The sequence below is a fragment of the Aureivirga sp. CE67 genome (assembly GCF_015767245.1).
GTDB lineage: Bacteria > Bacteroidota > Bacteroidia > Flavobacteriales > Flavobacteriaceae > Aureivirga.
On sequence record NZ_JADOTV010000012.1, the window covers coordinates 113,676 to 135,586 of the forward strand.

Genomic DNA, 21,911 nt, shown 5'->3' on the forward strand with positions numbered 1-21,911 from the left:
CTAATTTAGATACAAGTAAATCTTAAAGAAGTTTATTATGAGAAATTTGTTATTAATAGCTCTATTGTTTGCAGGTGGAATATTTGTGTCAAATGCACAAACGAACACAACTCCACAAACAGAAACAACGAGTAATGCTATAGAAATGGAATGGGGAGTTAAAGGAGGTCTTACTATATCAAATTTAGTGGATAGTGATGTCTATGGAGGAGACTCAAAAGTAGGATGGAATGCAGGTATTTTTTATGAAATTCCAATTACTGGAAGTTTTTCGATTCAACCAGAAGTTATTTACTCTGTAGAAGGTTCTAAAAATAGTTATCAAACACCTTATGGAGGTGATGCAAATGCATTTACGACTATAGAAAATGATATAACTTTTCATTATATAAATGTTCCTATTTATGCAAAATATTACATTATTGAAGGATTTAGTGTTTATTTAGGTCCGCAAATTTCGTTTTTAGTTAATAATGAAAATGACATGACGATTACCTATCCATTAATTCCAAGACCAGCAGTTATTAATATGAAAGAGAAATTAAATTCTACTAATAACATTAATTTTGCAGGAAGTGTTGGTTTAGGTTATAAATTTGACTTTAATGTTATTGTAAATGCCACATATAATTATGGATTTACAAATGTGATTAGCAAAGATGATGGTAAAAATTCAGTATTCAATTTTACATTGGGATATGAATTTTAATCCAAAGTTTAGATAAAAATATAAAGATGTTATAATTATTAGTTTAATAGTTGTAACATTTTTTTTTAAATAATAAATAGGATGAGAGGAGTGGAGAAAGAAACAAAAACTTTGTTTGAAAAAAGATTTTCAGATGAGGAAAAGGAATTGTTATATGATGAGTTAGTTGGTATTTATTATCCTGAAGAAAATTATAAAGAATATTTAGAAAAAATCAGAGCAGTTTTTGAAAGAAATAAAGAAATGTTTTCTGATTTGATAGCTGTAAGAAATTTAAGTAGACAACCACCACATTATTATGGCTGTGTAAAAGTTACTAATCTTCCAGTAGATAAAGAAATTCCTTGGCCAGAATCGAACCATTGTCAATTAAAGAAAATAGAAAAGAAAACCTATGTTTCTGAAAATGCACTTACTTTAATTGGAATGATTTTCGGAGAACCTTATTCTATGTATTGTGAAGGAAAAGGTTTGGTAAATAATCTAATTCCTAAAAAATGTTCGATTAAAGATTTGACTGGTTTAGGTTCCAATTCTGATTTAGGTTTTCATGTAGAAAACGCTGCTGCCCGTTTTCTACCAAAAGTAGATTGTTCTCCAAAAGCTTTAATGTTTATGGGAGTGAGGCAACAAGAAAATCCTCCGCATACACCAATTACAGATACTCGAGAAGCTTTAAAATTAATGGCAAAAAAAGAGATTGAAGAACTGATGAGTTCTCATTTTAGAGTAAAACTTCCTTATCGTTGGCGTAATCATGGTGAGAATTATAACATTCTTACTACTGATTTTATTCCTTTAATTGAATATAAAGAAGGGTTTTTACTTACAAATGGAGCATTTTATGGAGATATGCTTTTTGAACCTAAAACTACAGAAGCAGAGAGAGTTGCGCAAAAGTTCAAAGAAGCATTAGAAACTGTGAAGTTTCGCCCAATAGTTACTCCAGGTGAAATTATCATTGTAGACAATCGTGTGATGTATCATTCTAGAGAACCTTTTACTGCTTTGTTTAATGAAGAAGGACATGCACATCGCTGGATTCAAAGACTTTTTGTGACGGAAGATATCTCAAGGTTTGCAGATTGGGATATAAAAAGTGATCGTGTATTTGCACCAAAATTTTAGAACTTATGGTTTATGTTTTGTTTTTAGTTTTACTAGTATTAATTTTTGCTGGATATATTCTGAAAAGAACTATAATTAAAAGTGAAACATTTTGGCATCGAATCAATAATTTACTTTACTATATTTTACTGCCAATTTTGTTTATTGGTGAAATATCGAAATCAAATTTAGAAAATATAGCTTATGGAAATTTAATAATTATTGTATTACTAGCATTGAGCATAATGACGCTTCTTCTGTTCGGAATCAAAAAAATGTTTCGGATAGAAGGAGCTAAATTTACCTCCGTTTTTCAAGGTGTTATAAGGTATAATAGTTATATATTGATTGGAGTTTATACCGTTATAATGCCACAAAATGGAATTCTGCTTTTTAGTATTCTAAGTATTTTTCTTCTAATATTTACGAATACATTAAGCGTGATGGTTTTAGAGCTTTATTGTTCGAAAAACAAACCTTCGTTGCTCTCTTTTATTCTGGGTAATTTTAAAAATCCGCTAATACTTTCCATTTTAATAGGACTCCTTTTTCGACTTTTTCATATTGAATTTCCAGAGAAAGTCAATCAAGAGTTAATTCCTTTAGCAAAAGTTACGATAGTTCTTAGTTTATTAATTATTGGAGCAGGTTTAAGAATTGAAGATTTAAGAAAAAACAAATTACTTTTAATCGGAACAAGTTTTTTGAAATTAATTCTACTTCCAATTATTGCAATTATTTTACTTCAATTTTTTGATGTGGATAAAACAATCAAAACTGCAATTATTATATTTTGTACTTCTCCTTGTGCATTTAATTCTTATATTTTATCAAAACAAATGAACGGAGATGCAGAATTAATGGCATCGATAATTTTGGTAGTAACTTTTGCAAGTATCATCACGATGCCAATATTTATTACTCTTGCTTTGTAGAATCTTCTTTATTTTCAGGATTCTCAGTTTCCTCTTGTGTTTTAGCTTTGTTTGCTTTTTGAATAATTGCTTTCAAACGTTGCTTTGTAGCTTCCTTGTCTTTTCGAAGTTTGTTTTTTTTACGATTCATTAATTTCGTATGCTTCGACTTATTTAGTGTATTTTTTTCTTTACCTTTTTTTGCCATGTTGCAAAAATAAAATATTTTAGTTTTCTGTAGAAATATTAAACGTTAAATGGAAAAAAGAGAAAGAGATTGGAGAGAAAAATTGCATGAAATAATTTATGAAGCAGATACTCCAGCCGGGAAAAATTTTGATATAGTACTTTTAATTTTAATTCTTTCTAGTCTTGTGGTCGTAATGATCGAAAGTGTAGAAGAATATCGAGTGGAATATCATGGAATTATAAATATTGTAGAATGGATCATCACAATTCTTTTCTCTATAGAATATATTTTAAGAATTATTACTGTAAAAAAGCCTTTCCGATATATTTTTAGTTTTTATGGTCTGATTGATCTTGTTTCAACCATTCCGAAATACCTTTCTTTTTTCTTTGGAGGAGCAAATGTATTGATTGCTGTAAGAATTTTAAGATTGCTTAGAGTTTTCCGAATTTTAAAACTTGCAAGATTTATCGGAGAATCTAATATGTTGAAACAAGCAATAAAAGCCAGTCGGGCAAAGATTTCTGTTTTCTTATTAGCTGTTTTAAGTATTGCTGTAATCTTAGGAACAGTAATGTATTTGGTAGAAGGACCAGAAGCTGGATTCACAAGTATTCCAACCAGTATTTATTGGACAATTGTAACGCTGACAACAGTAGGATATGGAGATATTGCACCACAAACTTCTTTAGGACAATTTATCGCAAGTGTTGTTATGATATTGGGTTATGGAATTATTGCAGTTCCTACTGGGATTGTGACTTCAGAATTAACTAGAAAAGAAAAAGATTTGCGAACAAATACGCAGAGTTGTAGGCATTGTGGAAATGAAAACCATTTGAATGGAGCAAAATATTGTCATGAATGTGGAGAGCATTTACATTAAATAATGAACATACTTAAAACGAATTTTGAGTTAAAAAATTTAAACGAGTTCAATAAAAAAGAGAGACTTGAAAATCTCTCTTTTATATTTTAATGTGTAATCCATTCCCATGCTTTTTCTAAATTTTCAATATTGAAATATTTTTCTTTCCAAGGTAAAGCTAGATTATCTAAAGCTGTTCCTTCTTTTATAAAAGTACTATTTCCAACAATTCCTACTTTATGAATTACTTTATGATCATCTTTCACAATATTGAGAGCTTCTAAAACACCTTTAAACGAAATTTTAGAATGTTCTCCAATCATGATAAATAATCGAATATCATTGTATTTTTCTTTCAAATCATTTATAACTTCTTCCACTTTTTCTACTTGAGTTTTTGTAATTATTTCTTCCGAAACTTCAATACTGATTACATTCCCATGTGCTTCATTTACATCTATTTTCATCGAACATAATATTTAGAATTCATAATTAAAGATACTAATTATAATTACTAAAAGTTATTTGTTTGCTATATTTTAAGATAAATGGTATTGTTTTTGTTAAAATATGCTAAAATTATAATTATGGTAAAAAAAATACTTTCTATAAAATTTAAATTCTTAATTCTAGCATTCGTTTCTTTTGTGTTTACAAGTTGTGATCCGTTTGATTGTATTGTTCCACGAGGACCAGAATTACCTAAGAAAAAAGATTTTTATACAGGAGCAAATAGAGAGTTTAGATTTGAAATAGAAGCTGAGGTGAAAAATCAGCCAAATGATGATCATTACGATTATTATTTCACACTAGAAGGAAATTATCCGAGTACTTTAAAATATAGAAGAGAAGGAGTTCGTACTTTAGTAGTTTATGGAACAATTCCACAAGCAGGAACCTATGAATTTATTGCTACAGTTAGTGTTGATAATATTTATGAATATTATGATGACGAAGATGATGGTGGTTTGATTCAAGAAGATGGTGATGATTTATGTTTTTACGAAAAATCGGAAATTTATAAAATAATTGTAGAGAAGAATTACGTTGAAAACTAAGAACATATTTAAATTACGGGGGTAATTTATTTTGTTATATACGAAGCTAATCTAAAAAGATTAGCTTTTTTTATATAAAAAGTTTTTTAAAATATATTTTTGGTATGAATATTGTTAAGTTAATGTTAAAATAAATTGTTAAAATAAATCAAAAAAATTGTAATGAATTGTATAAAAACAAGCTTATGAAACAAACTTACTTATCCCTCTTCGCATGTTTATGCATAAACTTTCTATTTGCTAATAATATTGAATTTGATAGAGATTCAAGGGTTGATGATGTTTTACAATCAGAGATTCGAGAATTTGCTGTACAGGAAAATGTTGTTGGTATCTTTCCAGAAAAACTAACTGAATTAAAAAATACTATTACTGAAAAAAAACTTGAAAAGAAAAGAGAAAAAATGGTGTTTGAAAATAACACAATTGTAGAAAAAAATAACGTGGGGAAAATTGCTATTGAATAAAGAGGTTGAAAACTAGTCTAAATTATTAGGCTAGTTTTTAATACATACTATGAAAAGAAAACAAAAAAGGCAAAAAAAAAGGATTCCTAAATTGGAATCCTTTTTTTTATAGGGTGAAAGACCGGTTTCGAACCGGCGACCTCCGGAACCACAATCCGGCGCTCTAACCAGCTGAGCTACAATCACCGTGTTAAAACAAAAACTTTAGGGTGAAAGACCGGTTTCGAACCGGCGACCTCCGGAACCACAATCCGGCGCTCTAACCAGCTGAGCTACAATCACCATGTTAAGACTAATATTGTTTTGTTTTAACGGGTGCAAATATACGACAATACTTGATATTTGCAAGGGGTTTCGAGAAAAAAATACAATTTTTTTTCAAAGAAAAGTTTAACTTATTGATAAATAAAAAGATAAAATATTAATTTTTTGGAGCTTTATCTTTATGTTTAAATCTTTTGTGTGTCCAGAAATAAAATTCAGGTTTTCTACGAATCTGTTTTTCTAGTAAATTCACATATTTATCCGTTATTTTGAAGTCATCAATTGTATTTGGGTCTTCTGTGATTAATTCGAAAGATGCTTCATAATGTCCTCTTTTGATTTTTTCAACATTGATGTATACAACTGCAAAATCATATTTTTTGGCCATAACTTCAGTACCAACAAAAATAGGAACTTTTACACCTAAAAATTCTCCCCAATAATTTGCTTTTTTAATCTGTGGAGATTGATCTGCTAATAGACCATAAATGGAAAGTACGTTGTTATCATAATTTTGCTGTACTTTTCTTTTCACTCTTGTAGATTGGACTAAATTTATTTTAAATCTTCCACGAGTTTTTTTAATAATATTATCAAAATATGGATTTCCAATTTTAGTATAAGCAGCAAAACCTTCATAATCTAAAAATCTACCAATATGTGCCATCCATTCCCAGTTTGCATAATGAGAACCCATCACAATAATTGATTTGTTTTTCTTTTCTAAATCTTTTAAAAGTTCAAGGTTTGTAAACTTATAGCGTTTATTGATCTCTTCACCAGAAATAGTAAAGGTTTTCATCATTTCTAAAAATACATCTACGAAATGAGAATAGAACTTTTTTTCTATTTTTTTAAGCTCTTCATGCGATTTTTCAGGAAAAGCAAGTTTTATATTATTATAAACAACTTTTTTTCTATAACCAATTACATGATATAAAAGAAAGAATAAAAAGTCTGAAAATAAATATAATAGAGGAAATGGCAAGATAGAAATCAGCCAAATAATCGGGTAAACTATGATAAATACTATTAATTGCATAACTTTATAAAACTGCAAATATCGGATATAATTTTATCTTTGAAAAAAAGAAATATAAAATATGAATTTAATTGTACTATTAATTATTGGAATTAATGTATTAGTTTCTTGGAAAGGATTCAATGATCCTTACTTTAGGAGTAAATATCTTTTCTATGTTGGAAGAATATTTGAAGGAGAAAGATATCGAATGTTTACATCTGGTTTTTTACACGCAGATTGGATGCATTTAATTTTCAATATGTATGCTCTATATTTTTTCTCTGGAGTTGTTTTTAATGAATTTCATCTTCTAAATTTTCTATTAATTTATTTTGGAAGTTTATTTGTTGGGAATTTTATTTCTCTATTATTTCATAAACATGAATATAATTATACTGCTTTAGGTGCTTCAGGTGCAGTTTCTGGAATTATGTATGCTTCTATAATGTTAGCTCCATTAAGAGAAATTGCATTATTTCCAATCCCAATTCCGATGCCATCTTACGTATTTGGTATTGCTTATTTGTTATATACTATTTATGGAATGAAGAAACAAATCGGAAATATTGGACATAGCGCACATTTAGGAGGAGCAGCTACTGGTTTTGCACTAACTTTGATGATGAAACCTTCTTTATTCGTTGATCAAAAATGGTTAGTTTTAGCTTTAGCAGTTCCGTTAATTTTATTATTTATCTTCGAAAAAAGATTTAGATAATAAATTCTAGAAAAAGTATCCTAGATGCTAGAATTTGTATAACATAAAAAAATATTTTCCAAAGAACTTTGTCTTGTTGAATTTTAAACAAGAATAAGATGTCAAAGAATTGGAATACGAACAATATACCTTTTCAAAACGAAAAGGTATTTTTGATTACAGGAGCAAATAGTGGTTTAGGGTTTGGAACAACTTTAGAATTGGCCAAAAAAGGAGCAGAGATTATTATGGCTGTTCGAAATTTGGAAAAAGGAAGAGAAGCTGTAAATAAAATTAAATCAGAAGTACCAAATGCGAAGTTAGATTTGATGCAATTGGATTTAGGAGATCTGAATTCGATAAAAGAATTCTCAGAGAAATTTAAATCAAAATATTCAAAACTTCATGTCTTAATCAATAATGCAGGAGTGATGATGCCAGTTTCAAAACAAATAACAAAACAAGGATTTGAATTGCAATTTGGAACCAATCATATCGGACATTTTACTTTAACTAAATATTTATTTCCAGTTTTAAACCAAACTTTAGATGCAAGAATTGTAACTTTAAGTAGTTTGGTTGCAAAAATGGATAAAGCAGATATTTATTGGAACGATTTGCAATGGGATAAATCGTACGATAAAATGGCTTCTTATGCACAAAGTAAACTTTCTAATATGATGTTTGGAATGGAACTTAGCAAACTTTTGAAAGAAAATAATAGTCATGTGAAATCAATTTTAGCACATCCAGGATATACGGCTACAAATTTGCAGAAACATATGGGTGTACAAGGAATTGTGATGAATTTTCTTTTAGCTCAAAAAGTGAAAATGGGAATTCTTCCAAGTCTGCGTGCTGCAACAGACCCAAATGCGAAATGTGGAGAATATTATGGACCAGAAAAAATGGGGAATTGGAGAGGATATCCTGTGTTAAATGAAATAAATCCAGATGCTGATAAACGAGATTTGACACAAAAACTATGGTTGAAAACAGAAGAATTATCTGGAGTAAAATTTGAATGGAACTAAAATGAAAGAAATTGTACATATAAAATCAGTTAGCCAATTGGCAAAAACTACAGGTTTAAAAGCTGCTCATCATCCATTAATTTTTGTTTTAGATTTGGCAGAAGTAACGCTTTCTGATGAAATGATTCAAAAGAAAATAGTTTCAGATTTGTATGTGATTTCTTTGAAAACAAAATCTCCAAAAGGTTTTACTTATGGTAGAAGTTTTATTGATTTCAGTGAAGGAAGTTTATACGGAATTGCTCCGGGACAAACTTTAGAATATGATAAACCTTCAAGAAAAGGAGATTTCGAAGGTTGGGCAATTTATTTTCATCCGAGTTTGTTGTATAAATCGAATTTGATGGAAAAAATAAATGAGTATGCTTTTTTTGATTATGAAACCAATGAAGCACTTCATCTTTCAGAAAAAGAAAAAAATAATATTTCTTCGATTATGGAAAAAATAAAAGAAGAAAGCGAACTGAATACGGATGAATTTAGTAATGAACTTTTGGTTTCAAACATCGAGTTGTTGTTGAATTATATTAAAAGATATTATAGTAGACAATTTTTGACCAGAAGTTCAATTTCAAAAGATGTGGTCTCGACATTTGAGAAAGAATTAAAAAACTACTTTAACTCAAAAAAAATTGAAGAAGACGGAATTCCAAATGTTGGATATTTTTCTAATAAAATGAATTTGTCCTCAAGTTATTTAAGTGATTTGTTGAAAAAAGAAACTGGGAAAAATATTCAAGAATATATTCATTTGCAAATCATAGAAAAAGCGAAATATTTACTTCTTAATTCTAATAATTCTGTTGCTGAAATAGCGTATCAATTAGGTTTTGAATATCCACCATATTTTAGTCGACTTTTTAAAAAGAAAATAGGAGTAACTCCTTCGAAGTTTCGAGAGAGTTTGAATTAAAAAAAGGAACATTTCTTTCATTGAAATGTTCCTTTTTTTATTTAGGTTTTGCTATGAAAAACAATTCTTTTTCATGTCTTGGTGTAATGGAATTATAACAAACTTCCATGGTTTCTAGATGAAAATGTTTTTCAAAAAGTAATTTATAAATATTCTTATTCCCTCCAAAAGGTGGATTTGTATTCTCTTCAAAAGTATTGAAAAGTAAACCAACTAATTTTCCTTTTGGTTTTAATAAAGAATACATTTTTTCTACATATTTCTCACGAAGAGTAGGAGAGAGTGCGCAGAAAAAAGTTTGTTCTAAAATTAGATCAAAAGAATTTTCAAAATGAAATAAATCAGAATGAATCATATGTTCATCTGGGAAATCTGGATTTTTCTTTTTGAAATTTTCTAGAGGTTGCTCTGCGATATCTAAGATGAAAACATTTTTAAAACCATTTTGATGCAAGAAAGTAGCTTCGTGTGCATTTCCAGCCCCAGGAATTAAAATTTTAAGATTTTTATCCGATAACTGCTCCGTATATTCTTTGATTGGTCGAGATATTTCTCCAATGTCCCAACCTATTTCATTTTCTATATATCGATTCTCCCAATAATCTTTAGTCAAGTTCGTTGTGCTCATCTGTATGACTGTCATCTTTATATTCGTCAATATCTCTTCGATCTTTTTTCGTAGGTCTACCAGTTCCTTTTTTACGATAATAATCTTTTGAATATTTCAATAAATCTAAATGTTCAAATTCTTCTTTTGGTGTTACATCTTTTCTGTATAAATCCACCAATTTAGCTCCAACACGATTTGGAGGAGTATCAATTACAATTAGTTGATAGTTTACTTGGTTTTTTCTTACCGTTATTTTTTCGGTTCCAAATACCTCTTTTGAAGGTTTTACATTAGATCCTCCTATCTTTACATGACCCTTTTTACAAGCATCTGTGGCAATCGAACGTGTCTTAAACATACGAATACACCACAAATATTTATCTATCCTCATACAATATTCTAAAATTTTGCGTTTGTCTTTTAAACAAAGGTATGAAAATTGTATCTTGCGGACTTAAATTTGTATTAAAATGAAATTAAACAGAATATTTTTAGCCCTATTTGCTACTATTATTTTAATTGCTTGTAATAATGATGATGATGGATTTAACCATGCTGCACAAGCTATTACGGATGATGAAGATATAGTATCTTATTTAAAATCTCATTATTTAGACATGACAGATGATGAGATCAAAGAAATAGATGCTGATCAAACACCTCTTTTTGACAATATGGTACAACAAAAAGTACTAAAAAATAATATTGAGTATAGTCTTTATTATTATGTAGAAAAGGAAGGAGTTACTATTAATCCTACGCCTGTAGATTCTGTTTTAACAAGTTATAAAGGAACTTTATTGGACGGTAAAACGTTTGAAACTGCAAAAAATCCACTTTGGTTTACTTTAAATGGAGTAATTACTGGTTGGACATATGGAATTCCACATTTTAAAGGAGGAATACTTCAAACAAATGATGACGGAACTTTTGAATATTTAGATAAAGGAAAAGGAATTATTGTGATGCCTTCTGGTTTAGCTTATGGAAATGCAAGTCAGCCAAACTCTATTATTGAAGCGAATTCTCCATTAGTATTCCAATTAGAATTACATGATGTGAATGAAACAGATTCAGATAATGATGGAATTTTAAGTAAATTCGAAGATGTGAATAAAGATGGAATCTACGATGATGATTCTGATAATGATACTTTCCTAGATTATTTAGATGGAGATGATGATAATGATGGAGTCTTGACTAAATATGAAAATGTAGATCCGAATGAAGATGGTGATCCTAGTGACGCTGTAGATACAGATGGTGACGGAACTCCAGATTATTTAGATACTGATGATGATGGAGATGGAACTCCAACTGCGGATGAAGATGCGGATGAAGATAAAAATGGAAATCCTGATGATGCAAAAGATTCAGATAATGATGGAACTCCAGATTATTTAGATGCGAACTAATTTATTCTAAAAATATTTAAAAAGCCGATTATTCAATAATCGGCTTTTTTATTTTAATGAACTCATTTAAACTTTATGACTCAAAATTCGTTTCAAGCATGTTCATTACTGACTTGTGAAAAATTTTAACCATAGCAAAGGCTATGCCGAAAATTTTTCTCTTCATTATCAATAAACATCAGATGAAACTTCTAGTTTTGGCAAAAAAGTTTAAACTAGTTCAATTTAAAGTTGCTACTGCTTCTTCTTTTTCTACTTCGCAACAAACAAATTCTTTATCAGAAAAAGAATAACTCCATTCTCCTAATTGTCTTAAGATTGGAACTAGTTGTTTTGTTTTTTCTGTCAATGAATATTCCACACGAGGAGGAGATTCATTATATTTTTTACGATTAATCAATCCGTCACTTTCTAATTCTCTCAATTGTTCTGTTAAAACCTTTCTAGAGATATTCGGGATTAAGAAATGAAGCTTTCCAAATCGTACACTTTTTTCTTCAAGATTGTATAAGATTAAAGGTTTCCATTTTCCTCCAATGAGATTGATTGTGTGTACAACAGGACAACTATTTGGGTTTTCAAGGTATTTTCTGGCCATGGTTACTTATAGGTTACTACTTTTTTACAAGATTAGCATTTTATTAGTTACAAAATAAAACAATTAAAAGTATATTTATGAAACTTTTAAAAAATAAAAAATCAAGAAATGAAACATTTAATTGTATATACGCATTTTAACCCAGAGAGTTTTACAAAATCTGTTGTTACAGAAATCGAAAGAGTGAATTTAGAAAATGGTCATGATGTGATTGTGATTGATTTATATAAAGATGGATTTAACCCAGTTTTAGATCAAAAAGATATTGGATATATGTATCAAGGAGAGCCAGTTCCTGAAGAAATTCAGAAATACCATGATTTAATTAATTGGGCAGATCATATTTCTTTTGTTTATCCACTTTGGTGGGCGCAGATGCCAGCAATTTTAAAAGGATTTATCGATAGAGTTTTCTCAAATGGTTATGCTTTTACTTATGATGAAAATGGAGCAGTTGGGCTTTTAACTGGTAAAAAAGTGAATGTATTTATTAATACAGGAGCTCCAAATGAATATTATACAGAAATTGGAATGCATAAAAGTTTAGAACAAACAAATAATGACGGGATTTTTGAATTCTGTGGTATGGAATCTAAAACAGTATTTTTCGGTAATGTTGCAATGGGAACAGACGAAGAAAGAAAAGCATATTTAGAAAGTATTAAAACGTATTATTCTTAAGAAGCATTTCAAAAGAATTTAAATTTTTCTAAAATATTAGGAAGCACTTTGATTATTCAAAGTGCTTTTTTTATGGTTTTTAATTAAAATCGTAAAAATGAAATAAAAATAAAAATTAAAGTAATTTTTTGATTTAAATCAAAAGTAAATGTTTTCTCATAGCTTACATTCGCTCAGACACACGAGGAATATTATAAAAACATGATAATTATGAGAGTACTTAAATTTTTGACACTATGTTTACTTTTTTATGCTTGTAGTAATGATGATTCTACAGTCAATGAAGAAACTTCTGAAACCCCAGATACGCCTGAAATAAGTGAAATGTTGTTAAGATCTGTAAAATCGGATCATAGGACGAAGCTTTACTACTACAATTCGGATTCTATTCTAACTTCGATTAAAGAAGAAATAAATGAAGAATTACGTTCGGAATCAGAAATAGTTTATAATAATGGAAAAGTTTCTGAAATCATTTGGAATGATCTTTTGGAGAATGTTCAAGTAAAAAGAGTTTTTGAGTATGAGGAAGATTTATTAGTGAAAGAAACGATGATCAAAGAGGATGAGGTAATTGCTTTAGACGAATATCAATATGATGAAGAGAATCAGTTGATTAAACACATTGAGAAAATCGAATGGAATGATGTGCTAAATAGACAAACAAGAGTAATTGATATTCAGAAAATTTCTGGACAAAATGAAATTCATGTAAAGTATAATGATGTGCTTTCTTATAAAATAATCTATGATAATAATTTAAGCCCATTTTCAAAAATGGAAGGTTATGGAAAGGTTTATTCAGCGCAACTTTATGGAATTACAAATAATATTTTAAGTATGGAGAGAGTCTATGTAAATGGAGAAAGTGATACACAAACTTCTAATTTGACTATTGATGATTCGGGAGAATATTTGCTAGAAGTGATTAAAAGAGATGAAGATCAACAATTAATAGCTAAAGAAATTTATACTTATAATTAAGTAAGCCAAAATTAAAATAACACACAAAAATAGAAATATGAAATATTTATGGTCTTTATTAATCGTTGTTGTGCTAAGTTCTTGTTCAACAAATGATGATGTAGAAACTACCTCAGATACTATAAACTCTACAGTTGATTTGATTAAATCGTATTCTGTAAATGATAAATGGAAAACTTTTTATCATTATAATGATGATAATACTTTAGAAAAAATAATTTTCAAAGAAGACGGAGTAGAGCAATTTGTGGAAACTTTTACTTATGAAAATGACAAAATAATTGAGTCGGTAAAGGAGAGTTCTGATGGAACTACTTATGAATTAAAAAAATATGAATATAATGAGGATGTTATTATTAAGAAAATAGTTCATATTAATGGAGAATTATCTGAAACTTCTACTTATGAGTATGAGAATGAAAGATTGAAGAAAATAATAACAATTATTTCTGGAAATAGTTTGGAGACAACAAAGACAATAACAATTGAAAAAGTTCCAAATGAAAATAAGATAAATGTTGAAAGTGATAATCTAGCTGCAATTCATGTAATTAGCTATGATGAAAAACTAAGCCCGCAATCTGAAATTCTTGGATATAAACCTATTGTAATGATTACAAATAATGGAATCTCAAACAATATTTTGTTGAATAATATTTATGTAGGAGAGGAGTTGACTTCTAAAATAGAATCTGAGTTTGAATTTATCAATGATGGAGAAAAATTATCGAACGCAAACACAAAATATTACAGGTTTATGGACTTAATTGGAACACAACATTTTTCATTTGAATATTATTAGTCTAAATTTTTTTTACAAAATGATATAGACGGTTTTTTTTGCTCAAAAGCATATTGTAGATTTTACAATATGCTTTTTAATTTTAAGTATGTTTTAAAACTATAAGGTCTCAATAATTTGAATATTATTACCGCAAGTATCATTAAATACAGCAAATTTTACAGTACCCATGCTTGTAGGTTTAACACTAAATTCTACTCCAAGATTTAACAACCTTTCATATTCAGAATCTACATTTTCTACATCAAATTGTGTGTAAGGTATTCCAGCTTCTTTTAGAGCTTCTTGATAAATTCGACTTGGTTCAAAATGCACAGGAGCAGGCTCTAATAAAATTTCTGGACCATCTTGCCATTCTGGAGAAACAAGTGTTAACCATCTATTTCCTCCTTCTAATGGTGCATCTTTTTTAACAAGAAAACCTAATTTTTCTGTATAAAATTTTAAAGCTGTTTCTTGATCTTTAACTGGAATACTTATCAATGTTACTTTCATAATTAAAATATTTAGATGACAAATTTCCGAATCCCAAAATTTATTTGCTTCTCGAAAATTGCTCTTTTTGAAAATCACTAGGAGATTTACCAGTTTTTGTTTTGAAAAGTTTGCTAAAAGAACCTAAACTTCCAAAACCAACTGCAAAACAAGTTTCTGTTACAGACAATCCATTTATTAATTTTTCTTTGGCTTTTTCTATTCGTTTATGAATTAAATATTGATTAGGAGTTTGTCCGTAATATCTTTTAAAAAGACGAATCAAATGAAATTTTGATGTAAATCGAATTTTTGAAATTAAATCTAAATTCAATTCTTTTTCATAATTCTGATCGATAAAGTTCTTTGTACCAATAATAGTTTCAATCTGTTGTTCATTAAAATAACAGACTTTTCTAAGTTGATTCAATTTATCTTCATACAATGTCATTTTTTCAAAATTGTTTTCTTATTTAAAATTATGAAAATTATTAATTTAAAACTAAGTAAGCCTAAGATTAAAAATCATTCTTAGAGGATAATCTAAATTATTTTTCTTCGTTCAAATAATAAATAGTCGGTTCTGTACAATACTCTGAAATAACTATAGCATACATGTTTCTTTCTCCACTAGCATAGTAGATATATGGCTTAATCCATTCGAGAAAAAATTCTATTTCATTGTCGTAATTTTTTGTATTAAATCTTAAAGATAAAACCCAACCACTATCATAATAGAATTTATTTACAGGATCTGAAACACCAAAATATGCGCTACAGCCTATCAAATAAGAACATTTAGAAGGGAAGTTTTCATCAAGTTCTGCATTTGATACTTCTTCACCAAGTAATTTTTTAATACTATTTATAACTTTTTTGGGAGTTTCGTCTTTTAAACGAGCTCCAAAAATCAATTCTGTATATGTTCCCATAATTTATTTTTTTCATGTTTTATAATTCAGTTCAAAACCTTTTAGGCTTTTCATTTTTTCCTGATGTTGTTGCTATTTCTTGTATACGTTTTTTTCTAGTTTCAGTTCGTTTTGCAGAAACAATCCAATACAACATCATTTTTCTAACAGATTTACTTAATGACAGAAAATATACTTTTGCTCCTGAATGTTGTTCAAATTCTTGTTCTAAATCTTTTGGAATTTCAAGATTTTCAACACTATCTAAAATCGACCAAGAGCCATTCTTCTTAGCGATTTCTACAATATCTAATCCTGATTTTGTCATCAAACCTTCTTGACTCAGTTTTTGAATTTTTTCTTTATTAATTTTTGACCAAGTACTTTTAGGTTTACGTTTTGTAAAATACTGTCGATATTTTTCAGAATCAATAGATTTTTTCACACTATCAATCCAGCCAAAACACAAAGATTCATCTACAGCTTCACTCCAAGTCAAATTAGGATTTTTAGAACTTTGTTTATAAATAATAAGCCAAATTCCATCTTTTTCATTGTGATGTTTTTCCAACCATTTTCTCCATTCCTGTCGATTGTTCGGACAAAAATCTTCTATATTGTTTTTCATATTTTTTTAAAAACTGGTTTTAACCATTTTTCAGAATCTTTAATTTCATACCAATTTCTGGTTTTGCTTTTTCTTTGTGAATTGTTGTTTTAAACTTTAATAAATAGAAATAAATTCCTTTTTTTCTTTTATTCAATTCTTTTTTGATTGCATTTTTTCGATCAGACAGTGAACTAAAACTATTATCTACTTGCATAGATTCTGTTTCACAATCAAAATATGTTTCTGATTCGTCCGAAATCAATATTCCATGATAAACACGTTTTTTAACAAACCAAGAATTCTCTGTTTCCAAGTCTATAATTTCTGTATTTGGAGGGATTCCGTTTTCATAATGTTGTAACTCAGCCAGCATTCCCATCCCAGGAATATCAAAACATTCTATAATTTTTACATAACCTTTTTTCATCGATTGCAATCTATAACAAAAAAATAACTATAAAAAAATATAAATGAACTAAGTAGAATTGCTAGTTGAGAATAGTCAAATCAGTAACTGAGTGGAGACAAATCGGTTGCTGAGCGGAGTCGAAGCTATTCTCTAATTTCCTCCAAAACCTTAAAGTCAAACAAAATATTCAGTCCGATATTGTGTGTGTTTATTTTATTGAAATCATTATTAGTCATGGCCAAATTATAACCATAAACTATTCTGAAATTACTAAATCCAATTCCAATTTCTGGTCGTAAACAAATAGAGTTCTCTTTAAAATCAGTATAATTGACTAAGTTCAAACCTAGGTTCATACCAGCATTCCCTCCGCCAATCCAGACTCCAGCTTTTAGTCCCCAAAGAAAATCATCCGAAAGTTTAAATTCGTTTGAAAGATTATAGATTAATGTAGATCGATGATATCCTTCAAAACTATCATTCATTCTAGCAATTCCTATTTCTATAAAATTGTAATCATAAATTTGATATCCAGTTGTGATTGCCCAGCTTTTCTTCATATAATAATTAGGTCTTTTTTGTACTTTCAGAGAGTCTGTTTGTGCAAAACTAAAAAGAGGAAATAATAAAAGAAGAAAAAGTAGTGTAGTTGTATTTTTCATGTGATTTTAATTAGCAATTTAATATTTATTTTTTCATTTTCACACCACAATTTTTATACCTAAAAGGTTGTTTTGTTTAAAAAAGTTTAACTAATATTTTTGATATTAAGGTAAATTATAAGCGTTTTCAAAATCTTCTGATGTTATTATAAACTGATAAATGTTGTTGTCTAAAACAAATTTTGAACTAAAGCCAAACGGGTTTGTATCATTTGAGAAATTTAAATCTGAAAGGTAGTTTATACTTGAAATATAACCTTTACCGTTTTCAAACTTAAAAATGATAGAGTCTATTTGACATTGAGTTAATTTGTAGCCAATAAAACTTTCAGCACTATAAGAACATTCCAAACCTGATTGACTTGTATTTAAATCAATATTTGAAATTAAATTTCCTTTATGATAAGATTTGATGTTAAGATTTTTATTAGAATTATTTAAAATTGAAACATTATAAAAATATGTTTCAGGGTCATCAGTACATTGAATAAATAGAAATCCGATAAATAGTAATAATATTTTTTTCATAGTCTTTTTTTATTTTAATAATTTTTTTCTCCTAGTAAGGATTTTTGTTAAAATATATCTGTATCTAGAAAATATTATTCAGAAAAGTTTTCATAGCAGCAGATGCGCAAATATATAATTTTTTGTGATTAATTATTTTAAATCAAGACAGTGTGAAAAATTAATTTCGTTTTTTTGTGTTTGTAAATAAATTAAGCAAATTGCGACCTATATTTTGGTTAGTATTTCTTAGCGAAGGCTGAGGTATTCGAAGTCTTATTCTCAGCTAATGTAAAAATCATTACCGTGACTTCGAAAACCTCAGTCACTCTATAAGAATTAAACCAAAAAATAAAACAGATTCTAAATTCATACAATATATTTTGAAAAAACTAGAAAAGGCATATAACCCAGAGAATTTTAGAAAACAAGCACATGAAATGGTGGATATGTTGGCAGACTATCTAGAAGATTCTGCACAATCCAAAAACAAAGTGATTACCTATAAAAAACCAGAAGATCAACTTGATTTTTGGAGAAATTACGACCCTACAACTTCCGATTTTTTTAAAGATGTTATAGAGAATTCTATTCATATTCATAATCCGAAATATATTGGACATCAGGTTGCAGCACCGGTACCTATAACAGCAATTGCAAGCATGATGACTTCTATTTTAAATAACGGAATGGCAATTTATGAAATGGGAAGTACAGCAACTGCTTTAGAGAAAATTATCGCAGATAAATTCGCTGAAAAATTAGGTTTTCCAGAATCTTCTGATGGATTTTTAACTTCAGGAGGAACTTTGGCAAATATGACTGCTTTGTTGGCCGCTCGACAAGAAAAATCAGAACAAGATGTTTGGAAACATGGAAATGAAGCGAATTATGCAATTATGGTTTCTGAACAAGCACATTATTGTGTAGACAGAGCTGCAAGAATCATGGGATTTGGTGAAAAAGGAATTATAAAAATTCCGACAAATACCAATTTCGAAATGGAAACTTCTATTTTAGAATCCTATTATCAAAAAGCACAAGAAGAAAACCTAAAAGTGATTGCTATTGTTGGTAGCGCTTGTTCTACTTCTACAGGAAGTTACGATGATTTGAATAAACTAGCTGATTTTGCACAAGAAAAAAATATTTGGTTTCATGTGGATGGAGCACATGGTGGAGCAGCAGTTTTTTCTAAGAAATATAAACATTTATTAAATGGAATAGAAAGAGCAGATTCGGTAATTATCGATTTACATAAAATGATGATGACACCTGCTTTGGCTACAATTGTTATGTTTCAAAATAAAAAACATTCTTATCAAACCTTTCACCAAAAGGCGCAATATCTTTGGGAGAAACATGAAGATGAAGATTGGTTTAATCTAGCGAAAAGAACTTTTGAGTGTACAAAATACATGATGAGTGTAAAGTTTATGAGTATTGTAAAAGAACATGGTTTTTGTCTTTTTGAAGAATACATTGATAAAACACATGATACTACTTTAGCTTTTTCAAATTATATAAAAGAACATTCGGATTTTGAAATTGCAACAGATCCGAAGTCAAATATTATTTGTTTTGCATTGAAAAACGATTTAGATATTCAAGAACATAACAGAGTTCATTCTGAAATTCGTCAGAAATTGGTAGAAGATGGAGAGTTTTATATTGTTCAAACTACTTTAAATGGAAAAGTATATTTAAGATTAACTATCATGAATCCTTTTACAGAATTACATCATTTGAAAACTTTATTGGAGAAGATTCAAACCATATGAATGAGATTGACTTTGGCTTCGCTCAGCCACCATTGATCTAATAAATTATATTGAACGGTGTTTTGAAGGTTAGGAGGTTTGTTTTAAAGAAAAATAGAAAATCAGTATAAAAAAGTTAGACTACACAAAGTCTAACTTTTTTATACTGATTTTCTTTCCCAGTGTAATTTTTTATTAAAAATCAATAGCCTTAATTTTTCTATTTCCTCAATATTTGTTGGAAATTTCTCTAACTCTTTTGACATAATTTTTAATCTTTTTACAGTCATACTTTTATTCCAAACTAGTTGAGTTCCAATTTTAGAAATATATAATATATCATTTCTCTCAACAGCTTTTTTAAAATCCCTCCAATCAGATTCTATTATTTTTTTGTCTTTCTTTCTTATAGAATACATTCTATATTGAAAAATAAGTGCTATGATTATGGGAATTATAAATGTTAACACCAAAATAATTCCTTGACTATTTTCTTCCATTGCCTTAAAAATATATTAAACTTTGAAGTACAATTTAACTATTGGTTTGTAAATAATTTTTTGTGATTATTCATAATTATTTTATCAGTTTTCATAAGTAAATTCTCTTGGATTTGATGTTGATTTATTTCCATTAATGTCAGTAGCAATATATACAACATTATAAGTTCCAGCAACTGTTGTTTTAAAAAGTTCTGATATTGTTAATAAAGTTTCTGTATTAGGGGTATTTTCACTTATTTTTTCAAATACAATGATTCCATCACTATTTGTGACTGTTAGTTCCATAGTTTTCATTTTTACATCATCAAGACCATAAGCATTTAACAGTACAATATCAGGTCCTTTTAAACTTCCTAGATCGGTTGAAAATATTTGGTTTAAATCAGGACTTTGAATTGAAATTGTTGGTGAAGTTGAGTCTATGTTTTGATTATCATCATTTGAACAGTTCGTAATTATCATACAGATTGCTATTAGAACAGTAGATAAAAATGTTTTTTTCATAATTATTATATTTTTTTGATTTTAAACTAAATGTATAAATTATTGACAGTAGTTTGTTATTATTTATTTCTATATTTTATAGTATTTTAAACGTGATAATGTCTAATATTTTTCTAAATACATTCAATATCACAAAGAACTTTCTGTTCTGACTGGTCTTCAAAGATATTAGAATTGTATTTTTCATTAAATCTGCTAAGAAATTCAAAAAAGACAATTGCTTCTTCTTTTGTTAGTTGTATGTTTAAATTCATTTTTTAAAATATTGAACAAGACCATTTAAACCCGTACCAAGTAAAATTGAACCACCGATGAAATAAGTTCTGCCATTTTCATTATTATGATCCATTAACCCAAATCCCAATATTAAACACCAGATACCTAAAAGGCTGATAAATATCAAAAGTATTGTAATTATAGTTTTTATTTTATTTTGAAATGTAATTAGTTTTTTCGTCATGTTTTTATATCAGGTGAAATTGTTTTTGAGTTATGTCTGTGGTAGAATATGAAATTTACAATTTGTTGTAACACGCTTTTTTTAGTTTTAATGTTTTTTATATTTTTCTCAATTACTTTAAAAACTTCCTCACTTACATATTTCTTTAATTCTTCAACATTGGCTTTATATTCTTTTTTTCTTTATATAAATCTCTGTGCTCATTCAATTTTTCATTTATACATTTATATAGCTGCAAGACAGAATCTTTAAAATTAGTTTGACAACTCATTAATGTTATAATGCAAAATAGTAAGTAAATTCTTTTCATATATTTTTATTAATAACATTATTATAACAAGAATTCCTGTTATTTATATTAAATCTGGAACTATAAATTATTTATTAAAGAAAGGTTTTCATAGTAGTAGATGTCCAAAAATAAAAGAAAATAATATTTTTTCAAGTAAATGAATTAAATATTTAAATCAACTATTAAAAATTTATAAATATTAGTTTTTTAAGATTTGAAATCAAAAAAGCATATCAAAATATATTTGATATGCTAAGATAAATTATAAACTAAACATTATCACGATTAAAATTGTATAAGATAAAAAAAGACTTCAAAAGGTTATAGTTTTGTTTCTACCAAAAAATAATCCTAAACCTCCGAAGTCTTGAGCAAATTTAATTCATTATTAAGTCTAAATACAAAAGAAATAGAAATATTATTACCTGTATTTGAAAAATATGTAACGAAAAAAATAACATATTATACCTTGAAAGGAAAATTA

At 28.0% G+C, this 21,911-nt stretch carries 31 protein-coding genes and 2 tRNA genes; 14 read left to right on the forward strand and 19 right to left on the reverse strand.

From position 1 onward, the window contains the following. The first annotated feature begins 37 nt into the window (after positions 1 to 37). The 3 genes from I0K12_RS14250 to I0K12_RS14260 all read left to right on the forward strand — a co-directional run bounded on the left by I0K12_RS14250 (position 38) and on the right by I0K12_RS14260 (position 2,751). Positions 38 to 709 carry a porin family protein gene (locus I0K12_RS14250; RefSeq protein ID WP_196888805.1) on the forward strand — a complete coding sequence of 224 codons (672 nt, stop codon included), beginning with the start codon at positions 38 to 40 and terminating at the stop codon, positions 707 to 709. Between the two features lie 81 nt (positions 710 to 790). Next, positions 791 to 1,837, forward strand: coding sequence for a TauD/TfdA family dioxygenase (locus tag I0K12_RS14255; RefSeq protein WP_196888806.1), 1,047 nt, complete (start codon positions 791 to 793; stop codon positions 1,835 to 1,837). Positions 1,838 to 1,842: 5 nt separating this feature from the next. Further along, on the forward strand, positions 1,843 to 2,751 hold the full coding sequence (locus I0K12_RS14260) for an AEC family transporter (RefSeq protein ID WP_196888807.1): 909 nt from the start codon (positions 1,843 to 1,845) through the stop codon (positions 2,749 to 2,751). On the opposite strand, the gene I0K12_RS14265 is transcribed toward I0K12_RS14260, so the two are convergent. Further along, positions 2,735 to 2,938, reverse strand: coding sequence for a hypothetical protein (locus tag I0K12_RS14265; RefSeq protein ID WP_196888808.1), 204 nt, complete (start codon positions 2,936 to 2,938; stop codon positions 2,735 to 2,737). The genes I0K12_RS14260 and I0K12_RS14265 overlap by 17 nt on opposite strands. A 49-nt stretch (positions 2,939 to 2,987) precedes the next feature. On the opposite strand from I0K12_RS14265, the gene I0K12_RS14270 reads away from it, so the two are divergent. Next, complete coding sequence (locus I0K12_RS14270; RefSeq protein ID WP_196888809.1) at positions 2,988 to 3,806, forward strand: ion transporter; 819 nt, start codon at positions 2,988 to 2,990, stop codon at positions 3,804 to 3,806. 89 nt (positions 3,807 to 3,895) lie between these two features. Here the strand turns inward: I0K12_RS14270 and I0K12_RS14275 are convergent, their stop codons facing one another. Further along, entirely contained in the window at positions 3,896 to 4,255 is a 360-nt protein-coding gene (locus I0K12_RS14275) for an STAS/SEC14 domain-containing protein (protein ID WP_196888810.1), read from the reverse strand. A 120-nt stretch (positions 4,256 to 4,375) separates the two neighbouring features. Here I0K12_RS14275 and I0K12_RS14280 point away from each other — a divergent pair, with 120 nt between their 5' ends. Then, positions 4,376 to 4,846 (forward strand): hypothetical protein, encoded by a 471-nt coding sequence (locus tag I0K12_RS14280; RefSeq protein WP_196888811.1) that lies wholly within the window; start codon positions 4,376 to 4,378, stop codon positions 4,844 to 4,846. A 185-nt stretch (positions 4,847 to 5,031) separates the two neighbouring features. Further along, a complete protein-coding gene (locus I0K12_RS14285; protein WP_196888812.1) occupies positions 5,032 to 5,313 on the forward strand; it encodes a hypothetical protein in 282 nt (93 codons plus the stop codon). Between the two features lie 111 nt (positions 5,314 to 5,424). Here I0K12_RS14285 and I0K12_RS14290 read toward each other — a convergent pair. The 3 genes from I0K12_RS14290 to I0K12_RS14300 form a co-directional block, all read right to left on the reverse strand. After that, positions 5,425 to 5,500 (reverse strand) — tRNA-His (locus tag I0K12_RS14290). A 20-nt stretch (positions 5,501 to 5,520) separates the two neighbouring features. Next, positions 5,521 to 5,596: transfer RNA gene (locus tag I0K12_RS14295), tRNA-His, on the reverse strand. A gap of 138 nt (positions 5,597 to 5,734) precedes the next feature. Further along, the gene (locus I0K12_RS14300) at positions 5,735 to 6,619 is read right to left on the reverse strand and encodes a lysophospholipid acyltransferase family protein (RefSeq protein ID WP_196888813.1); all 885 of its coding nucleotides are present in this window, start codon (positions 6,617 to 6,619) and stop codon (positions 5,735 to 5,737) included. A 61-nt stretch (positions 6,620 to 6,680) separates the two neighbouring features. On the opposite strand from I0K12_RS14300, the gene I0K12_RS14305 reads away from it, so the two are divergent. The 3 genes from I0K12_RS14305 (at position 6,681) to I0K12_RS14315 (ending at position 9,245) form a co-directional block, all read left to right on the forward strand. Then, positions 6,681 to 7,319 carry a rhomboid family intramembrane serine protease gene (locus I0K12_RS14305; RefSeq protein ID WP_196888814.1) on the forward strand — a complete coding sequence of 213 codons (639 nt, stop codon included), beginning with the start codon at positions 6,681 to 6,683 and terminating at the stop codon, positions 7,317 to 7,319. A gap of 98 nt (positions 7,320 to 7,417) precedes the next feature. Continuing rightward, positions 7,418 to 8,332: an oxidoreductase gene (locus tag I0K12_RS14310; protein WP_196888815.1), complete on the forward strand. Its 915-nt coding sequence runs from the start codon at positions 7,418 to 7,420 to the stop codon at positions 8,330 to 8,332. Between the two features lies 1 nt (position 8,333). Beyond that, on the forward strand, positions 8,334 to 9,245 hold the full coding sequence (locus tag I0K12_RS14315) for an AraC family transcriptional regulator (protein ID WP_196888816.1): 912 nt from the start codon (positions 8,334 to 8,336) through the stop codon (positions 9,243 to 9,245). 37 nt (positions 9,246 to 9,282) lie between these two features. Here I0K12_RS14315 and I0K12_RS14320 read toward each other — a convergent pair whose 3' ends face one another. Both I0K12_RS14320 and I0K12_RS14325 read right to left on the reverse strand, forming a co-directional pair. After that, positions 9,283 to 9,873: a methyltransferase domain-containing protein gene (locus I0K12_RS14320; RefSeq protein ID WP_196888817.1), complete on the reverse strand. Its 591-nt coding sequence runs from the start codon at positions 9,871 to 9,873 to the stop codon at positions 9,283 to 9,285. Continuing rightward, positions 9,851 to 10,246 carry an RNA-binding S4 domain-containing protein gene (locus I0K12_RS14325; RefSeq protein ID WP_196888818.1) on the reverse strand — a complete coding sequence of 132 codons (396 nt, stop codon included), beginning with the start codon at positions 10,244 to 10,246 and terminating at the stop codon, positions 9,851 to 9,853. Before I0K12_RS14325 ends, I0K12_RS14320 begins: the two co-directional genes overlap by 23 nt. A gap of 79 nt (positions 10,247 to 10,325) precedes the next feature. Between I0K12_RS14325 and I0K12_RS14330 the strand changes: the two genes are divergently transcribed. After that, complete coding sequence (locus tag I0K12_RS14330) at positions 10,326 to 11,270, forward strand: FKBP-type peptidyl-prolyl cis-trans isomerase (RefSeq protein ID WP_196888819.1); 945 nt, start codon at positions 10,326 to 10,328, stop codon at positions 11,268 to 11,270. A gap of 220 nt (positions 11,271 to 11,490) precedes the next feature. Here the strand turns inward: I0K12_RS14330 and I0K12_RS14335 are convergent, their stop codons facing one another. After that, positions 11,491 to 11,868, reverse strand: a complete 378-nt coding sequence (locus tag I0K12_RS14335; RefSeq protein ID WP_196888820.1) for a winged helix-turn-helix transcriptional regulator — start codon at positions 11,866 to 11,868, stop codon at positions 11,491 to 11,493. 108 nt (positions 11,869 to 11,976) lie between these two features. Here I0K12_RS14335 and I0K12_RS14340 point away from each other — a divergent pair, with 108 nt between their 5' ends. The 3 genes from I0K12_RS14340 to I0K12_RS14350 all read left to right on the forward strand — a co-directional run bounded on the left by I0K12_RS14340 (position 11,977) and on the right by I0K12_RS14350 (position 14,335). Next, positions 11,977 to 12,549, forward strand: coding sequence for an NAD(P)H-dependent oxidoreductase (locus tag I0K12_RS14340; RefSeq protein WP_196888821.1), 573 nt, complete (start codon positions 11,977 to 11,979; stop codon positions 12,547 to 12,549). Between the two features lie 210 nt (positions 12,550 to 12,759). After that, entirely contained in the window at positions 12,760 to 13,533 is a 774-nt protein-coding gene (locus tag I0K12_RS14345) for a hypothetical protein (protein WP_196888822.1), read from the forward strand. Between the two features lie 37 nt (positions 13,534 to 13,570). Then, positions 13,571 to 14,335 carry a hypothetical protein gene (locus I0K12_RS14350; RefSeq protein ID WP_196888823.1) on the forward strand — a complete coding sequence of 255 codons (765 nt, stop codon included), beginning with the start codon at positions 13,571 to 13,573 and terminating at the stop codon, positions 14,333 to 14,335. Positions 14,336 to 14,434: 99 nt separating this feature from the next. On the opposite strand, the gene I0K12_RS14355 is transcribed toward I0K12_RS14350, so the two are convergent. The 7 genes from I0K12_RS14355 to I0K12_RS14385 all read right to left on the reverse strand — a co-directional run bounded on the left by I0K12_RS14355 (position 14,435) and on the right by I0K12_RS14385 (position 17,929). Then, the gene (locus tag I0K12_RS14355; RefSeq protein WP_196888824.1) at positions 14,435 to 14,830 is read right to left on the reverse strand and encodes a VOC family protein; all 396 of its coding nucleotides are present in this window, start codon (positions 14,828 to 14,830) and stop codon (positions 14,435 to 14,437) included. Positions 14,831 to 14,870: 40 nt separating this feature from the next. Then, complete coding sequence (locus I0K12_RS14360; RefSeq protein WP_196888825.1) at positions 14,871 to 15,260, reverse strand: helix-turn-helix domain-containing protein; 390 nt, start codon at positions 15,258 to 15,260, stop codon at positions 14,871 to 14,873. A gap of 97 nt (positions 15,261 to 15,357) precedes the next feature. Continuing rightward, on the reverse strand, positions 15,358 to 15,741 hold the full coding sequence (locus I0K12_RS14365) for a hypothetical protein (protein ID WP_196888826.1): 384 nt from the start codon (positions 15,739 to 15,741) through the stop codon (positions 15,358 to 15,360). Positions 15,742 to 15,772: 31 nt separating this feature from the next. Next, complete coding sequence (locus I0K12_RS14370; RefSeq protein WP_196888827.1) at positions 15,773 to 16,348, reverse strand: YdeI/OmpD-associated family protein; 576 nt, start codon at positions 16,346 to 16,348, stop codon at positions 15,773 to 15,775. Positions 16,349 to 16,367: 19 nt separating this feature from the next. Continuing rightward, positions 16,368 to 16,757: a hypothetical protein gene (locus I0K12_RS14375; RefSeq protein ID WP_196888828.1), complete on the reverse strand. Its 390-nt coding sequence runs from the start codon at positions 16,755 to 16,757 to the stop codon at positions 16,368 to 16,370. 125 nt (positions 16,758 to 16,882) lie between these two features. Further along, complete coding sequence (locus I0K12_RS14380) at positions 16,883 to 17,401, reverse strand: hypothetical protein (protein ID WP_196888829.1); 519 nt, start codon at positions 17,399 to 17,401, stop codon at positions 16,883 to 16,885. A gap of 105 nt (positions 17,402 to 17,506) precedes the next feature. Beyond that, entirely contained in the window at positions 17,507 to 17,929 is a 423-nt protein-coding gene (locus I0K12_RS14385; RefSeq protein ID WP_196888830.1) for a hypothetical protein, read from the reverse strand. A gap of 362 nt (positions 17,930 to 18,291) precedes the next feature. Between I0K12_RS14385 and I0K12_RS14390 the strand changes: the two genes are divergently transcribed. Then, positions 18,292 to 19,689 carry a pyridoxal phosphate-dependent decarboxylase family protein gene (locus I0K12_RS14390; protein WP_231372770.1) on the forward strand — a complete coding sequence of 466 codons (1,398 nt, stop codon included), beginning with the start codon at positions 18,292 to 18,294 and terminating at the stop codon, positions 19,687 to 19,689. Positions 19,690 to 19,829: 140 nt separating this feature from the next. On the opposite strand, the gene I0K12_RS14395 is transcribed toward I0K12_RS14390, so the two are convergent. From I0K12_RS14395 to I0K12_RS21980, 4 genes are all read right to left on the reverse strand, one after another. Continuing rightward, positions 19,830 to 20,087: a hypothetical protein gene (locus tag I0K12_RS14395; protein ID WP_231372771.1), complete on the reverse strand. Its 258-nt coding sequence runs from the start codon at positions 20,085 to 20,087 to the stop codon at positions 19,830 to 19,832. Positions 20,088 to 20,252: 165 nt separating this feature from the next. Continuing rightward, the gene (locus I0K12_RS14400) at positions 20,253 to 20,675 is read right to left on the reverse strand and encodes a hypothetical protein (RefSeq protein ID WP_196888832.1); all 423 of its coding nucleotides are present in this window, start codon (positions 20,673 to 20,675) and stop codon (positions 20,253 to 20,255) included. Between the two features lie 113 nt (positions 20,676 to 20,788). Further along, a complete protein-coding gene (locus I0K12_RS14405; RefSeq protein ID WP_196888833.1) occupies positions 20,789 to 20,929 on the reverse strand; it encodes a hypothetical protein in 141 nt (46 codons plus the stop codon). Further along, a complete protein-coding gene (locus I0K12_RS21980; RefSeq protein ID WP_231372772.1) occupies positions 20,926 to 21,135 on the reverse strand; it encodes a hypothetical protein in 210 nt (69 codons plus the stop codon). Before I0K12_RS21980 ends, I0K12_RS14405 begins: the two co-directional genes overlap by 4 nt. Positions 21,136 to 21,911 lie beyond the last annotated feature (776 nt).

Bases quoted from the DNA above. Each gene is read 5' to 3' on its own strand.
- I0K12_RS14250 (WP_196888805.1), top strand. From the start codon at position 38: ATGAGAAATTTGTTATTAATAGCTCTATTGTTTGCAGGTGGAATATTT.
- I0K12_RS14255 (WP_196888806.1), top strand. From the start codon at position 791: ATGAGAGGAGTGGAGAAAGAAACAAAAACTTTGTTTGAAAAAAGATTT.
- I0K12_RS14260 (WP_196888807.1), top strand. From the start codon at position 1,843: ATGGTTTATGTTTTGTTTTTAGTTTTACTAGTATTAATTTTTGCTGGA.
- I0K12_RS14265 (WP_196888808.1), bottom strand. From the start codon at position 2,938: ATGGCAAAAAAAGGTAAAGAAAAAAATACACTAAATAAGTCGAAGCAT.
- I0K12_RS14270 (WP_196888809.1), top strand. From the start codon at position 2,988: ATGGAAAAAAGAGAAAGAGATTGGAGAGAAAAATTGCATGAAATAATT.
- I0K12_RS14275 (WP_196888810.1), bottom strand. From the start codon at position 4,255: ATGAAAATAGATGTAAATGAAGCACATGGGAATGTAATCAGTATTGAA.
- I0K12_RS14280 (WP_196888811.1), top strand. From the start codon at position 4,376: ATGGTAAAAAAAATACTTTCTATAAAATTTAAATTCTTAATTCTAGCA.
- I0K12_RS14285 (WP_196888812.1), top strand. From the start codon at position 5,032: ATGAAACAAACTTACTTATCCCTCTTCGCATGTTTATGCATAAACTTT.
- I0K12_RS14300 (WP_196888813.1), bottom strand. From the start codon at position 6,619: ATGCAATTAATAGTATTTATCATAGTTTACCCGATTATTTGGCTGATT.
- I0K12_RS14305 (WP_196888814.1), top strand. From the start codon at position 6,681: ATGAATTTAATTGTACTATTAATTATTGGAATTAATGTATTAGTTTCT.
- I0K12_RS14310 (WP_196888815.1), top strand. From the start codon at position 7,418: ATGTCAAAGAATTGGAATACGAACAATATACCTTTTCAAAACGAAAAG.
- I0K12_RS14315 (WP_196888816.1), top strand. From the start codon at position 8,334: ATGAAAGAAATTGTACATATAAAATCAGTTAGCCAATTGGCAAAAACT.
- I0K12_RS14320 (WP_196888817.1), bottom strand. From the start codon at position 9,873: ATGAGCACAACGAACTTGACTAAAGATTATTGGGAGAATCGATATATA.
- I0K12_RS14325 (WP_196888818.1), bottom strand. From the start codon at position 10,246: ATGAGGATAGATAAATATTTGTGGTGTATTCGTATGTTTAAGACACGT.
- I0K12_RS14330 (WP_196888819.1), top strand. From the start codon at position 10,326: ATGAAATTAAACAGAATATTTTTAGCCCTATTTGCTACTATTATTTTA.
- I0K12_RS14335 (WP_196888820.1), bottom strand. From the start codon at position 11,868: ATGGCCAGAAAATACCTTGAAAACCCAAATAGTTGTCCTGTTGTACAC.
- I0K12_RS14340 (WP_196888821.1), top strand. From the start codon at position 11,977: ATGAAACATTTAATTGTATATACGCATTTTAACCCAGAGAGTTTTACA.
- I0K12_RS14345 (WP_196888822.1), top strand. From the start codon at position 12,760: ATGAGAGTACTTAAATTTTTGACACTATGTTTACTTTTTTATGCTTGT.
- I0K12_RS14350 (WP_196888823.1), top strand. From the start codon at position 13,571: ATGAAATATTTATGGTCTTTATTAATCGTTGTTGTGCTAAGTTCTTGT.
- I0K12_RS14355 (WP_196888824.1), bottom strand. From the start codon at position 14,830: ATGAAAGTAACATTGATAAGTATTCCAGTTAAAGATCAAGAAACAGCT.
- I0K12_RS14360 (WP_196888825.1), bottom strand. From the start codon at position 15,260: ATGACATTGTATGAAGATAAATTGAATCAACTTAGAAAAGTCTGTTAT.
- I0K12_RS14365 (WP_196888826.1), bottom strand. From the start codon at position 15,741: ATGGGAACATATACAGAATTGATTTTTGGAGCTCGTTTAAAAGACGAA.
- I0K12_RS14370 (WP_196888827.1), bottom strand. From the start codon at position 16,348: ATGAAAAACAATATAGAAGATTTTTGTCCGAACAATCGACAGGAATGG.
- I0K12_RS14375 (WP_196888828.1), bottom strand. From the start codon at position 16,757: ATGAAAAAAGGTTATGTAAAAATTATAGAATGTTTTGATATTCCTGGG.
- I0K12_RS14380 (WP_196888829.1), bottom strand. From the start codon at position 17,401: ATGAAAAATACAACTACACTACTTTTTCTTCTTTTATTATTTCCTCTT.
- I0K12_RS14385 (WP_196888830.1), bottom strand. From the start codon at position 17,929: ATGAAAAAAATATTATTACTATTTATCGGATTTCTATTTATTCAATGT.
- I0K12_RS14395 (WP_231372771.1), bottom strand. From the start codon at position 20,087: ATGTATTCTATAAGAAAGAAAGACAAAAAAATAATAGAATCTGATTGG.
- I0K12_RS14400 (WP_196888832.1), bottom strand. From the start codon at position 20,675: ATGAAAAAAACATTTTTATCTACTGTTCTAATAGCAATCTGTATGATA.
- I0K12_RS14405 (WP_196888833.1), bottom strand. From the start codon at position 20,929: ATGAATTTAAACATACAACTAACAAAAGAAGAAGCAATTGTCTTTTTT.
- I0K12_RS21980 (WP_231372772.1), bottom strand. From the start codon at position 21,135: ATGACGAAAAAACTAATTACATTTCAAAATAAAATAAAAACTATAATT.